The following is a 13,443-nucleotide window of genomic DNA, read 5'->3' as shown; positions in this document are numbered from 1 at the left end:
AATAGGATGCGGAGCAAGTTATATTAAAATAAAAAAGGTGGTTTAAGGCAAAAAGAAAATATTATTTAACTTTAGAGAACCGGACTAGGGCTTTTCATAGGAGCCATTGTTAGCTGCTGGTTTTTTCGTTAAACGTATATTTTCCAAGTCTTAAAATACAGAAAAAAACTAAAGTTATAGCCTGTAAATTGTAATCCGAAAATTCTAAAAATGAGTGAGCAATATTGTTCCTCAAATTTTTTCCTTTTCGAGTGAATGTATACTTAAACAATTCAATGTCCTTTTCTGTAAAGTACTTTTTTGTTGTTTGGTTTTCTAATAATTCCTCAAGTAATTGTTCTTTTAATTCTCCATTTTTAGAGGTAGATGTATTACCTCCAGACAATCTTATAAAGTCTCTTAATGCACCTTCGAATTTTAAAGTCAAAGAATCCATTGCCAAAATGAAGTTGTTGATTTTATTAGTATTCATTAAAACCGAGAGTTCAAATTGAGCAAAAAGATTATGGATTCCTGGTGCGAGCATTGTTAACCAGTTCGAATTTTGGTCAATTTCATTATCGGTCATTCCTCTTTTGAATTTAGTACCATACCAAGTTTGAGATTCAAAAAAGTCATAGATTTTGTAATAATTGAGTTTACCTGTTAAAATTCCGTCTACAAAAACTTTTAGGAAAAGACTGAAACATTTAACTCCGTGGGAAATCGTATAACTCTGAATGATTTCTTTATCAATTTTTTCTGAATCCTTTAAATTCTTGAAGTTGCTGTTTATATCAAAAACACTTGTGCTACATAAATTATGAATTGAGTTTTTAATACTTTTCTTGGCATTTTCTAGATTTTCAATTGGGTCAACTAGAATGTCTTCGTTAATTGAGAAGAAAGCAAGTATTCCCTCTGTTGGCATATCCAATATGACTTTTGATTTCATATCGAGATAACTATTAAACATTTCTGTTTCCTTTTCTCCAAGTTGCCAGCTTACTTTTCCGAGTTTTACCGTTTGCTTAAGGCGATTATACTCGTTAAGATTTTCTTCTGCGTCTTCTAACTTACCTGCAAGTCTTAAATATTTTGCCTTTGTTCCAATTGTGGTATACTTGACAAAGTCTGTATCCTCTTGATGCTGTTCTAGAATCAAGTCTTCGTTTTTGGCTAATAACTCATACAGTTCATTCAACGGAAGTTCTAGTAAATTATAAAGTCGTATACCAGTTTCTAATTTTTGCTTATTTGAAAAATATGATACAGGATTTTTTTCTTCAATCCAACTTGGTAATTTTAAAGCAATATCATTTAGTTCCTTTTTAGTAAGGATATTATTTTCTAGAATAGAATTTAAAATATTTGGTTTAAACCAATTTGGTAAGTCATTAACAAGCGTAATTGCGACTTTTTTGGCGACTTCTGTTTTCTTCTTTGTTTTCTTTGATATATGTAAAATCGCAGATAGAATTATGGGTAATTCACGAGCTTCCTCCGATTTAATTCGATTGATTGTAGCAACATAATTATCAATAGCAATTTCAGCATATTTATGATGCTTAATTTCTTGCCAGAGTAAATGAGAATATCTTGATTTGAGCCAAGTATTTTGGGTAAATTCTAATCTCTTTTTAAGATATTCTAAGTCCTCTTTTTCTAAACTTATGGTTGTTATTTGACCTTGTGAATCTGTGACTTGAACATTTGTTACTAGCTCGCCTTTATTTAGATTGTAGTTTAGTGATTTTCTTTCTACAATAATTTCCTTTTCACAATCTCCTTTAATTTTAGCGGTTACTTTCAGTTCTCGGTGAATATTCCATATGCTCAATGAATTCAAATTTTCAATTGAGTCGTAAAAGTCTTTTAATTCATCTGGAATTTCATTCATAGGTTTTTGGTCAAACTTGCAGCTAACGGTCTTGTATATGACTCTTAGCGTGCAAATTAGAAAATTATTTTCGGATTAAGCACAAGCCAGATTTTTAAATTTTACTATTTATCTTTTTTGTTGGAAATAGTCAAATTTAAAAATTTGGCGACTTTCCAAATATGCATTAACTTCATTTAAGGAACTACCAAGCTATGAGCTATATACTTTGTTGGGTGTAGTACTTTTTCGTTCTTAATTCGCATTATAGCCAAATTTTCGACTTAATAAAGTTTCTTTCCACCAACTTTCTCTTTCAATTATTGTTTCGTTTTCGGTTGTTGATTTGAATATATCCAAAATTGAAAATCGGAAGTGTTCTTTTATATGGTCAAATTCTAAATTTTTCAGTTCTTTATTTCCACCATTTCCAATTTTCACATAGGATTTCCAACGATTTAAAATCATTTCGTCTCCGTAAGCTGAACCAACATACATTTTTCCATTAGAAGTATCAGTAATTAAGTAAACTCCTTTTTGGTTTCTCAATGCTGTTTTCCAAGTGTCTTTTGTAATTACTCTTGAAAGTTCTTTCCACGATATATTTACTTTATCATAACCTGGAAAAATATCATTATCAAAAATATCTGGTAGAATTTGAGCAATTTCGCAGTCGTCAATTACGGAAGTTGCTTTTCTAACCATATTTTGGGATTTATTCTTAAATCTTACTATTATTCGACCAAAATATTTTTCGTATTCAGTCAAGGTTTCATATTCGTAACCAACTGCGTTTTGTAGATTTAAATCTTTTGTAACTTTTCCAATATGAAATAAAAGCCAAAGATTTTCATTGTTTTTTATACGAATAAATCCTACTGTAATTTGTCCTGATTTATATGATTTCTTTTTATCGTAATTCCAATAATGTCCACCAAGAATAGTTTCCATTTCATTATTCTTAAACATTTCAATTGGATTCCAATTTCCTCCAAACATTAAATTAAATCTAATTTTGGTGTTATTTAGATTTTCTAATTTTAAAATGTCATTTAGTTTGATAGAGTTCATTTAGGTTTCGGGTTTTTTGGGTATTACACACAACGGTCTAGTATAACCGTCAGTTACGGGTTAGTATGCGGTAATTTTCGGTTTGGCACAGACTTTAGTAATTCCGAGTGGATTCGGACGTAGTAGAATCCGCCATAATTGCGGTTATACATTGTTGGCAATAGTTTTTTAATCAGTTTTATTTTCAATAGCGGTTAAATACCAAAGTCCTTTTATCCGTTCAAAAAAATATGCTAAATCTCTACCGTTCTCAATTCCCTTATAATGAACAACTCTTTCGTCAGTATCTCTTAACTCCTTTTGATGATTATCATAGGTCTGGAATCTTGCTACTTGGTCATAATATAAATCGTCGTGTTTCCAACTTTTCTTTGAAATGATAGTATCAAATAAAGCCGCATTATAATTTTCAAAGTCTTTTCTATAACTCAATTTTAAAGGGAATTTTACTCTGTCAAGCTGAAATTCTTCATTTAAGCAAAATTTATAAATAAATGAATCGAACTTTTCATTATTCGTAAAGTTAGGGTCTGACTTGTAATTATTGAAAAAGTCAAGTAACTCTGAAAGAGTTTCTTTTTTTACGAATCTTAAATTTATTTCGGAAGATTTTCTTTTAAAAAACCCCTCTGAATTCATTTGTTTTTCTTGGATTGAATTGTTCTTATTTGAAGTGAACTTTAAGGCAGTAATGTTTGTTTTTTCATAGAATTCAGTTTCAATTCCCTCAACACCTTTCAATTCTATTCTTATTTCACTGATATGCGCTGGTTTTCCGTCAAAGCCCATTAAGATGTTTTTCGTTGTCAATATTCCGCTTTTTAGAGTTATTGGTTCAGATAAATTGACTTTGCGTTGGTTTAGGTAAGACTCAATGTCGGATTCAGATTCAAATTTTTCAGTTTGTCCAAAACAGTTTGAAAGTCCGATAATATAAAATATAAATGTAATTTTTCTCATTTCTTAAATTATTGCCAACGTTGATGTATATGGCTCGTAGCGTGCAAATTAGAAAATTATTTTCGGATTAAGCACAAGCCAAATTTTTAAATTTTACTATTTATCTTTTTTATTGGAAATCGTCAAATTTAAAAATTTGGCGACTTTGCAAATATGCCTTAACTTCAATTAAGCAACTGATTAGCTATGAGCTATATACTGTGTTGGCAATAGTTATTGTTCTAAATTAAATTTGTCATTATATAATGATTTTCCAACGTCAGAATTCCAAAATTCTTCTGGGTTTCTCATTATTTCTTTTTCAATTTTATCTTGTTGTTCTTTATTTGGAAGAGGAAAACTATTAACCTCTCTAATTCTATTTCCTAAAAATGAAATTAATGGAAAGTATTCAAGTTTTTGAGGAATTTTGAAAACTCCACCATTTGGATTAATGTCAACTTCTCCAAGCAAATCTTCTCCGCCATAATTTTTTAAAACACTCCAAAAAATAAATCGATTGAACTTTCCATAAACTAAAAGACAAGTATGTGGTTCGTTATCCACAACTGTAGCATCCATAACTCTTGTGCAATAGAAATCAACACCTTTTAAATCTGTGTTATTTTCCAAAACTCTGTCAGTAAAAAACAAGTTAGTTTTTGAAAACGTTTTAGGTTTTGTTCCATTTACTAAATATTCTCTCCATTCTTTTTCCGCTTCTACCAAAATGTCATAATACCAGTAATTACTTAAACTCGGGTCAGTTTTGAAATTTAATGCTAAAATTCTCCAAAGAAAAGATGTAGCAAAATAGTACATATTTTCATCGTAAGGAAGTTCCAATTTTCCTCCTAAATAAGGAACATATATATTTTCTGCGAACCATTTTTCTCTTTTTGAAAACTCTTGTTCAGCATCTTCACTTAAAAGGTGTAATTTCACACCATCTTGTTCTCTCTTATTTGGGTTTACTACTTTTCTAAAGAATTTCGAGCCAGTTTTTTTCGTGTGATTAACTACAAATCTTGGATAAATGTGACTTTCTCTTAATACCGATTCAATTTTATATAATGCACATTCTCCTTTCACTTCGGTTTGTTTTAATTGTTGGCAACTTGATTATATGCTGAACTTTGTTGGGCATATACCGCCAATTTGGCTGGCTATGCCCAAGTTTTGTAATTTATGGTTCAGTATAGTTTTCAACGTTTTATGCAATATAAAGATAATTTTAGGTCATCAAATGGGTTATTGATGTGTTTGACCCTTTTTGCCGCCACATGGGTGTAGATCATGGTGGTCTTGGGACAATTATGCCATAAAAGTTCTTGGATATAGCGTATTCGGTTCCACCTTCCAATACATGGGTAGCATAGCTATGTTGTAACGTATACTGTATAACGCTTTCTGTATTCCCTACTCCCGTGTCAGCTATTTTTAAAACTTTGGAACACGTGATTAAGCACTTCAGTCAATAGATGTTGTAGTGGTGTCAATATCAATTTTAAGCCAAAGGTGTTTATAGATCACCATTTTTATACACTACAATACTACAAGCAAAATCCCTGGTTTTGTTCGTAGGATAATCTTAAGACAAATAATTAACGCAACATTGTTGCAATAAAATATTTTATTCCTAAGTTTGACAAATATTCCAGCGATAGAATTTACTTTATGGGAACGTATCCGACATATGATGTTATTGTAATAGGAGGGAGTTATGCAGGGCTTTCTGCGGCGATGGCGCTAGGAAGGTCGTTAAGACCAACTTTGGTTATTGATGGAGGCAAACCATGTAATGTGCAAACCCCATTTTCTCATAATTTTTTAACCCAAGATGGAAAAGCTCCTAAAGAAATTGCGGCACTGGCAATGCATCAAGTGCGGAAATATGATAATGTTGAGGTAATCGATGGCTTCGCCATAACTATTACCCCATGCAAACATGGTTTTTCCGTTAGTATTGCATCTGGTGATGTGTTCGAGGGACAAAAAATAATATTGGCAACAGGTATTAAGGATATAATACCGGAAATACCCGGTTTTCAAGAGTGTTGGGGGATATCAATAATACATTGTCCTTATTGTCATGGATACGAATACCGACATAAGAAAACTGCTATAATAGCTTCGGCCAAAAAAGCTTTGCACTTGACGCCACTGTTAACCAACCTTACGGATGACCTTACCATTCTGGGCGACGAAGTTTCGAACTTTACCAAAGAAGAGGTGGAAATACTTCAGAAACATGGCGTTAAAATGGTAAATCAAAAAATAATGAGCATAGAACACAAGAATGGACATCTCCACGAAGTGATTCTTGATAATGGTGATCACATGTCCTTTGCGGCCATTTATGCAGGTATCCCATTTGAACAAAGTACCGATATTCCCAAGTTGCTTGGTTGTGAACTTACCGATAATGGATTTATTAAAACAGATTCTTTTCAAAAAACCACAGTTCCCGGTGTTTTCGCATGTGGGGACAATTGTGTTCCCATGCGTTCTGTTGCCCAAGCTGTGGCATCGGGAAACGCAGCTGGTGCTATTGCAAACATGGAGCTTTCACAAGAATCTTTTTAAATTATAAAATACAACAATGAAAACGAATAGTCCAACTTTTGATGTTATAGCTCTTTTTAGCTCTCTTATATGCGCCATCCACTGTGCCGCAGTGCCTATTGTACTTTCATTCTCCTCTATGGCAAGTCTTCATTTTTTACATAACCCTATCATAGAATGGCTCTTTATAGGCCTTGCTGTGGTATTTGTCTTTGTTTCATTGTTGCCAAGTTATAGAACGGCGCATCGTAAATCTATGCCACTGCTAATTGCCACTGTTGGTTTTTGTCTAATTATATTGGGTAGATTTGATTTCGGTGAAACATGGGAAACCATAAATACAGGAGGAGGAGCATTAATGGTTTCTGTGGCTCATTTTGTAAATTTTAAACTTTTAAAGTCAACAGGGAATCATAAAAATTGTCACTCTTGATTGAAAAATTGGTGACTTCAACATTAACGTATCAATATTTATAATAACTTTAAGGCCCAATGCAGCGGAGCTACCTTAAACATAGTATCGTTTTTTTCTTTTTAGCTATTTTTCTAATGATGAAAATGGCTGGGCTTCATGTACTTGCCCATAGTGGAGATGAAGATCACTACGCCCATTGTATTGTTAGCGACTACGTTGTTAAAAGTCAACATACACCTCAAATATCTTCAACAGGCTTCGATTTTGCAGTTCTAATCCTTGAGCCTGTTCCTCAAGAACAAAATTCCAAGGAGTATGAATTTCTTTCTGATGGCGTTCTTGCCATTGGACAGCTTTTCTCCAGACCTCCACCATTTTAATATTTACTTTGATTTTCTTTAATTGAATTTTCACTGTCAACTAGTGAATAATCACTCAAAGTATATTCATTGGTACAAGTGTTTGAGTTGTTCTTAAACCCCCTTTGAAAAGACTTTTTCGTTAGTGGTTTCTTTGAATCATTTTTTAATGTGAATCACACCACTTCCACACGGGTCTTCATTCCAATTATATAGATTGCTTGATAAGCTATGTTTCCGCATTAATGTTGGTAGGAACTGGTGTTTGGTGATTTTTGATATGTATAATTCTATTTGAGAAAATATTGACAATACTACCTAGGTCCATTCATTTATTTAAAAACTATCTAACTAAAACCATTATGATCACCACAAACAAGCTCACAAAAAAATTTGGCGATTTTACCGCTGTAGACAATTTAAGCCTCTCTGTTAAAGAAGGGGAAATATTGTGTCTGCTAGGGGCAAATGGTGCCGGTAAATCCACAACCATTAATATGTTGTTGGGTTTTATTAAACAAACCTCTGGCACAGCCGAAATAAACGGACTCGATGTAGCTCGTAACCCTTTAAAAACCAAAGAATTCATTACATATATTCCCGAAAACCTAATGCTGTACCCTAGTCTTTCTGCAATAGAAAACCTGGATTATTTTTCGGGTATTGCTGGAAAAAAATTGTCACCACACGAACTGACTGCTTTTTTAAAGGAGTCTGGTTTACAGGAAGAAGCTTTTCAAAAACGAATATCAACCTTTTCCAAAGGAATGCGACAGAAAGTAGGTATTGCCCTTGCGCTTGCCAAGGATACCAAAGTACTCTTGTTGGACGAACCTACTTCTGGTTTAGATCCAAAAGCCAGTAATGAATTTGGCGAATTATTGCAAAAATTGAAAAATAAAGGAGTGGCTGTATTAATGGCCACACATGATCTGTTCCGCGCCAAGGAAGTTGCCTCCCATATCGGGATTATGAAAGATGGAAAGCTTCAACAGGAATTTGTAGCCGAGGACATTTCACTCACGGCGTTGGAGAAGGCTTATTTAGATACCATGAACTATAAAGAAGTATTGTCATGATCAGAAAGACTTTTATAAAAGAGAACAAGGAATTATGGAGGGATGGTAGGGTTCGAATCGCTTTTGCCATTGTGGTATTACTATTGGGAGTAGCCATTTGGATCAGTGCACGGCAATACCAGAATATTAATGAACAATATCAAATAGCCGAAAATACGGAAAGGGCAATCTGGGATAACCAGGGGGAGAAAAGCCCGCATTCCGCAGCCCATTATGGTACCTACGCATTTAAACCTAAATATCCACTGTCCTTGGTGGACCAAGGAGTGGATAAATATGTTGGAACTTCTATATTTCTTGAAGCCCATAAACGGAACGAAGCCCAGTTCAGTGCCGCAGCCGACCAAACGGGATTAGCCAGGTTTGGTGATTTGACTCCAGACTTTATCCTACTTTTTATTATTCCATTGCTCATCATTCTTTTAGGCTATAACAGTTTTACCAAAGAACGGGAAATGGGTACGTTAACTTTATTGAAAAGTCAGGGGATAAGCCCTTGGAAGTGGGCTCTAGGTAAATGGGCAGCCTTGTTCTTTCCCATTTTTATCGTATCGCTACTATTATTTTTGATTACGGGGATGGTACTGTCCAACCTCAAAGATTTTGGGGTGTTCAGTTGGCAATCCCTATTCTCGTTATTTCTGGTCTATATCGGATACTATATCATTTTCATCAACATTGTTTTATTCATTTCCTTAAAGGCTAAAAAATCGGGGATAGCCTTGGTTCTTTCACTATCTATTTGGATTTTGGCTTGTTTGGCAGCACCCAAAGCAGCCAGTAATATTGCCGAAGCAAAACATCCATACCCTACCCGTCAAGAGTTTGCGGCCAATGTACTCAAGGACAAAAAGAATGGTTTGGACGGTCATAACCCGTGGAGCAAGGAATCCAAAATGTTGGAACAAGAAGTTCTTGCCGAACATGGTGTGGACAGTATTCACAAACTCCCCTTTAATTTTGATGCTTACCGAATGCAAAAAGGTGAAGAACACGAAGCGGAAATATATTTTAAGCATTACAATTACCTCAAAGAACAGTATTCCAAACAAACCAATCTTTATCAGAGCTTGGCTGTGGTATCACCATATCTACCGACCAGATTTTTAAGTATGGCCATTGCCAAAACCGATTACACTGCGCATTGGGATTTTTCCGATACTGCGGAAGACTATAGGATTGCAACACAAAAGTTTTTGAACGATAATTTTGCCCAAAACTCTTCTTATGGGGAATGGAGCTACCAAGCGGATGCTGATCTTTGGAGCAAACTTCCAAAATTCAGTTACGAACCCCCAGAACTTAGTGCAATATTATCCACAAATGTGTCCAGTCTATGGATCTTGGGTGCATGGATCACTATATCATTTAGTCTATTTCTAATAACCTCCAAAACCATTTAACTATGTTACCATATAATTTTAAATATGAATTGCGTCTTTTGTTGCGAAGCCGTTGGATTCAATTATTAAGTATTTTATTACTGGTGCTTTTCGGTTTTTCGACCTATAACGGAAAGGAGAAGGTGGAAAAGCGTATCAGCGATATTTCAAATGCCAAACAAGAAGTAAAAGAGTCCGATGAAGCTATGCTTAAACTATTGGACTCTGTGGAACGTGGTTTGGAGGTCAGTGTTTCTTCTTGGTCCATACCTACCAGCCCTATGGCCGTAGGCAATAATCATCCGAGGGTAGCGGCGATGGAACCCCAGCCCATGGCATTTGTTTCTACGGGACAGGCAGATTTGTTTACCCATTATATAAAACCAACCGTTTCGGGTGACGATTTTGCTCTCAACTTTACTGAGATGACAAGCCCGGTGCAACTTCTTTTTGGAAGTTTTGACCTAAGCTTTGTTATCGTCTATCTCTTGCCATTGCTCATCATTGCCTTTACCTACAATATATTGTCTTCGGAAAAGGAACAAGGTTCTTTAAGGCTACTGGCATCGCAACCCATATCCATTCGAAAATGGGTGTTTCAAAAACTGATACTTCGGTTTTTTTGGTTATCTATTTTGGTAACACTTTCATTGTTGCTTGTTTTCTTTGTTGTAGGTATTCAACCATTGGAGTGGGTCAGTGTTTTAGGTTTAGTGGGACTTACCTTGTGTTATATGCTTTTCTGGTTTGCTTTGGCGTTTTTGGTAAACTTATTTGTGGATAGTTCGGCAAAAAATGCGGTGTCATTGATTATGTTATGGGTTCTGTTTGTGCTTTTAACACCCTCGGTACTCAATCAATTAGGGAATACCCTTTACCCAATGCCATCACGTACGTTGATGATCAACGAGATGCGAGAACAAAAAGTAGAGGCTACTAAACGACAAGATGAAATATTGGATAACTTCCTTCGTGATCATCCAGAATATGCCATTAACGACTCCACGCAATCAAGAAATTTTTACCATCGATATATGGCCTCTCAAAAGGTGGTGAAGGAAGCACTGGAACCTATCGTGAACACATACGAAGCACAATTACAACGGCAACAAACATGGTCTAAAAAACTGCAATGGCTATCGCCTGCTATTGTGGTCCATGAATCTATGAACCAATTGGCGGGAACATCTACTGCCGATTATGAAAATTATAGAGGTCAGGTAATTGCTTTTGCTGAAACATGGAGAAGTCACTTAATGACATTCTTGTATAACAACACCCCTTTTAGCCAACAGGAATACTCATCGCTGCCTCAGTTCGAATATTCACCTACAACTAATGGCACGGTTGGGTTATCTGCACTGGTTCTACTGGTAATCTCGGGAGTATTGTTGGTTTTTGGCTTTGTGGCACAAGGAAAATCGCAAAAAAGAGGGCTTTTGAGCAACTAACAACATATTGAACAACTATCAATTCGAACAAAGGTTTAAGGGTAAACAATTTATGGTAAGGACTGAGAATTTAACATTTCAATATACCAATGAAGACACGGTCTTTAAGTTCCCTGATATCTCCTTGGGGGACAACCAAAACCTTTTGGTGTTGGGGAAATCGGGCATTGGCAAAACAACCTTGTTGCATTTATTGGCGGGATTGCTGTCTCCCATGGATGGCGTTATTGAAATTGAGGATGAACCAATCCATAACCTGTCCAGCAAACAGCTGGACAGGTTCAGGGGACAACATATTGGGCTTATTTTTCAAAACAATCATGCCGTTCAATCCCTCAATGTTGTCGAAAATTTGGAAACAAGATTGTTTTTTGCACAAAGGAAGATTTCAAATACCATGATCACGGATTTATTGGAGGATCTTGATATCGCTGAATGCAAAAGAAAAAAAACAAGGGAGTTGAGCGAAGGGCAACGGCAAAGACTGGGGATTGCCATGGCCATAGTACATAAGCCAAAGGTGATTTTGGCAGATGAGCCTACTTCCAGTTTGGATGATGACAATTGTAATAAGGTTATACAGCTCTTAATAGCACAGGCCAAGGCCAACAATGCCAACCTAATTGTCATCACGCACGATCAGCGAATAAAACCATTGTTCACCCATAAACTGGAGCTATGAACATTTGGAAAATCAGTATTAGGAATTTTAGGTTTAAGCCGCTTTATACTTTATTGGGCATTCTTATACTTTCAGTTAGTATAGCTCTTCTTGTTGGTATTCAACAATTGGATAAATCATTTAAGCAACAACTGGATAATAATCTAGGAGACATAGACATGGTCGTAGGTGCCAAAGGAAGTCCATTACAATTGGTGCTTGCCTCGGTGCTTCATGTTGATAACCCTACGGGCAATATTAGCTTTAAAGAAGCAAAAAGCCTGATAAAAAACCCAATGATTGAAAAAGGGGTGCCAATTTCTTACGGCGATAATTACAAAGGGTATAGAATTGTTGGAACCACTCAAGATTTCCCAAAGCTTTACAATGCAGATTTATACGAAGGACGGTATGTGCAAAAATCTATGGAAGTTGTTCTAGGTTCCACTGTAGCCGAAGCAATTGGACTTCAGGTTGGCGACAGTTTTCAAAGCTCCCATGGCTTAGCGGAAACAGGTGGTCATGACCACGATGAACCATTAACAATTGTAGGCATATACAAGCCAACCCATAAGGTAATGGACCGTTTGATAATTACAGGGTTGGAGACGGTTTGGGATGCCCATCATCATGCAGATGAGTCTGTCGTTGATGGACATGTGACCAATAGTGAACGGGAAATCACCTCCATGTTGGTGTCATTCCGGAATCCAATGGCACTCCTGACCATTCCGAGAAGCATAAACGAAAATACCAATATGCAGGCTGCTCTGCCCAAATTTGAACTGGAACGATTGTACCAATTTACAGGTGTGGGGGTAAAAACGATTACATGGATAGCCTACGCCATTCTTATTATTTCCTGTATTACCATATTCATAAGCTTGTACCGAATGGTGCGGGACAGGGCTTTTGACCTAGCCTTAATGCGTAGTTATGGAGCCAACAGGCTCCAATTGGTCAAAATGGTGGCGTACGAAGGTTTTTTGATTGCCAGCATGGCTTTTGTTATTGGAGTGCTGTTATCACAAATTGGGGTCTACTTCATTTTAGAAATGATAACGGACCAATACAAACAAAGAATGCCGCTCCTGCTCGGCCCTATAGAATTGCTGCAAACCGCAGGTCTGGTCGCACTTATGGTCTTATCATCTATTTGCCTTGCGATTTACCCTATCCTTAAAATGAACATATCAAAAATTCTTAGCTATGAAAAATAATATACTGACCATCTTCTTTCTGCTATCCTCGATGATTGGATTCGCACAAACAGAAATAAATTGGTGGGATTTGGCGCGAATAGATTACACGGAGAAATTTTTCCCTGCCTACGGGGAAAATTTCCTATATCCAAAATTTAGCGAATACATGAAATCCCTTGAAGGTGAAGAGGTGGCCATAACAGGATACTTTTTAAATATAGACCCAAGTGGTAAAATTTTCATTCTATCCAAAAATCCAATGGCTTCCTGTTTTTTTTGTGGAATGGGAGGACCGGAGACTGCAATGGAGCTTCAGTTTAAATCCAAACCTGATTTCAATACCGATGATATTCTATCCGTCACAGGTGTTTTAAAGCTCAATGCAGATGATTTAGAACATTTCAATTACATCCTCACGGAATGCGAAGCCCTAAAAATGGAATAAACCTATCATTATAAAT

General features: G+C 35.8%; 13 protein-coding genes. 9 read left to right on the top strand and 4 right to left on the bottom strand.

The window, feature by feature from the left end:
- Positions 1 to 109: 109 nt before the first annotated feature.
- From MWU56_RS05050 to MWU56_RS05035, 4 genes are all read right to left on the bottom strand, one after another.
- Positions 110 to 1,879, bottom strand: coding sequence for a DUF4209 domain-containing protein (locus MWU56_RS05050; RefSeq protein WP_247042791.1), 1,770 nt, complete (start codon positions 1,877 to 1,879; stop codon positions 110 to 112).
- Positions 1,880 to 2,113: 234 nt separating this feature from the next.
- On the bottom strand, positions 2,114 to 2,929 hold the full coding sequence (locus MWU56_RS05045) for a GIY-YIG nuclease family protein (RefSeq protein WP_247042789.1): 816 nt from the start codon (positions 2,927 to 2,929) through the stop codon (positions 2,114 to 2,116).
- A 168-nt stretch (positions 2,930 to 3,097) separates the two neighbouring features.
- Positions 3,098 to 3,889, bottom strand: a complete 792-nt coding sequence (locus tag MWU56_RS05040; protein WP_247042788.1) for a DUF4348 domain-containing protein — start codon at positions 3,887 to 3,889, stop codon at positions 3,098 to 3,100.
- A 213-nt stretch (positions 3,890 to 4,102) separates the two neighbouring features.
- Entirely contained in the window at positions 4,103 to 4,960 is an 858-nt protein-coding gene (locus MWU56_RS05035) for a hypothetical protein (protein ID WP_247042786.1), read from the bottom strand.
- A gap of 585 nt (positions 4,961 to 5,545) precedes the next feature.
- Here MWU56_RS05035 and MWU56_RS05025 point away from each other — a divergent pair.
- The 9 genes from MWU56_RS05025 to MWU56_RS04985 all read left to right on the top strand — a co-directional run bounded on the left by MWU56_RS05025 (position 5,546) and on the right by MWU56_RS04985 (position 13,427).
- Entirely contained in the window at positions 5,546 to 6,454 is a 909-nt protein-coding gene (locus tag MWU56_RS05025) for an NAD(P)/FAD-dependent oxidoreductase (protein WP_247042784.1), read from the top strand.
- Positions 6,455 to 6,470: 16 nt separating this feature from the next.
- Positions 6,471 to 6,866 carry a MerC domain-containing protein gene (locus MWU56_RS05020; RefSeq protein ID WP_247042783.1) on the top strand — a complete coding sequence of 132 codons (396 nt, stop codon included), beginning with the start codon at positions 6,471 to 6,473 and terminating at the stop codon, positions 6,864 to 6,866.
- Positions 6,867 to 6,925: 59 nt separating this feature from the next.
- Positions 6,926 to 7,228: a hypothetical protein gene (locus MWU56_RS05015; RefSeq protein ID WP_247042781.1), complete on the top strand. Its 303-nt coding sequence runs from the start codon at positions 6,926 to 6,928 to the stop codon at positions 7,226 to 7,228.
- A 341-nt stretch (positions 7,229 to 7,569) separates the two neighbouring features.
- The gene (locus MWU56_RS05010; RefSeq protein ID WP_247042779.1) at positions 7,570 to 8,286 is read left to right on the top strand and encodes an ABC transporter ATP-binding protein; all 717 of its coding nucleotides are present in this window, start codon (positions 7,570 to 7,572) and stop codon (positions 8,284 to 8,286) included.
- Positions 8,283 to 9,689, top strand: coding sequence for an ABC transporter permease (locus MWU56_RS05005; RefSeq protein WP_247042777.1), 1,407 nt, complete (start codon positions 8,283 to 8,285; stop codon positions 9,687 to 9,689). Before MWU56_RS05010 ends, MWU56_RS05005 begins: the two co-directional genes overlap by 4 nt.
- Before the next feature lie 2 nt (positions 9,690 to 9,691).
- Complete coding sequence (locus tag MWU56_RS05000) at positions 9,692 to 11,119, top strand: DUF3526 domain-containing protein (RefSeq protein ID WP_247042775.1); 1,428 nt, start codon at positions 9,692 to 9,694, stop codon at positions 11,117 to 11,119.
- Positions 11,120 to 11,171: 52 nt separating this feature from the next.
- Complete coding sequence (locus MWU56_RS04995; RefSeq protein ID WP_247042773.1) at positions 11,172 to 11,801, top strand: ABC transporter ATP-binding protein; 630 nt, start codon at positions 11,172 to 11,174, stop codon at positions 11,799 to 11,801.
- Positions 11,798 to 13,000 (top strand): ABC transporter permease, encoded by a 1,203-nt coding sequence (locus tag MWU56_RS04990; RefSeq protein WP_247042772.1) that lies wholly within the window; start codon positions 11,798 to 11,800, stop codon positions 12,998 to 13,000. Before MWU56_RS04995 ends, MWU56_RS04990 begins: the two co-directional genes overlap by 4 nt.
- Positions 12,990 to 13,427: a hypothetical protein gene (locus tag MWU56_RS04985; RefSeq protein WP_247042771.1), complete on the top strand. Its 438-nt coding sequence runs from the start codon at positions 12,990 to 12,992 to the stop codon at positions 13,425 to 13,427. Before MWU56_RS04990 ends, MWU56_RS04985 begins: the two co-directional genes overlap by 11 nt.
- Positions 13,428 to 13,443: the final 16 nt, after the last annotated feature.

It is taken from the genome of Allomuricauda sp. F6463D, from assembly GCF_023015965.1.
Taxonomy (GTDB): domain Bacteria; phylum Bacteroidota; class Bacteroidia; order Flavobacteriales; family Flavobacteriaceae; genus Flagellimonas.
The sequence above is the reverse complement of the archived record's forward strand: the minus strand, read 5'-3'. Positions and strand labels throughout refer to the sequence as shown.

Coding starts and splice junctions, on each gene's coding strand:
- MWU56_RS05050 (WP_247042791.1), bottom strand. CDS start 1,879: ATGAATGAAATTCCAGATGAATTAAAAGACTTTTACGACTCAATTGAA.
- MWU56_RS05045 (WP_247042789.1), bottom strand. CDS start 2,929: ATGAACTCTATCAAACTAAATGACATTTTAAAATTAGAAAATCTAAAT.
- MWU56_RS05040 (WP_247042788.1), bottom strand. CDS start 3,889: ATGAGAAAAATTACATTTATATTTTATATTATCGGACTTTCAAACTGT.
- MWU56_RS05025 (WP_247042784.1), top strand. CDS start 5,546: ATGGGAACGTATCCGACATATGATGTTATTGTAATAGGAGGGAGTTAT.
- MWU56_RS05020 (WP_247042783.1), top strand. CDS start 6,471: ATGAAAACGAATAGTCCAACTTTTGATGTTATAGCTCTTTTTAGCTCT.
- MWU56_RS05015 (WP_247042781.1), top strand. CDS start 6,926: ATGCAGCGGAGCTACCTTAAACATAGTATCGTTTTTTTCTTTTTAGCT.
- MWU56_RS05010 (WP_247042779.1), top strand. CDS start 7,570: ATGATCACCACAAACAAGCTCACAAAAAAATTTGGCGATTTTACCGCT.
- MWU56_RS05005 (WP_247042777.1), top strand. CDS start 8,283: ATGATCAGAAAGACTTTTATAAAAGAGAACAAGGAATTATGGAGGGAT.
- MWU56_RS05000 (WP_247042775.1), top strand. CDS start 9,692: ATGTTACCATATAATTTTAAATATGAATTGCGTCTTTTGTTGCGAAGC.
- MWU56_RS04995 (WP_247042773.1), top strand. CDS start 11,172: ATGGTAAGGACTGAGAATTTAACATTTCAATATACCAATGAAGACACG.
- MWU56_RS04990 (WP_247042772.1), top strand. CDS start 11,798: ATGAACATTTGGAAAATCAGTATTAGGAATTTTAGGTTTAAGCCGCTT.
- MWU56_RS04985 (WP_247042771.1), top strand. CDS start 12,990: ATGAAAAATAATATACTGACCATCTTCTTTCTGCTATCCTCGATGATT.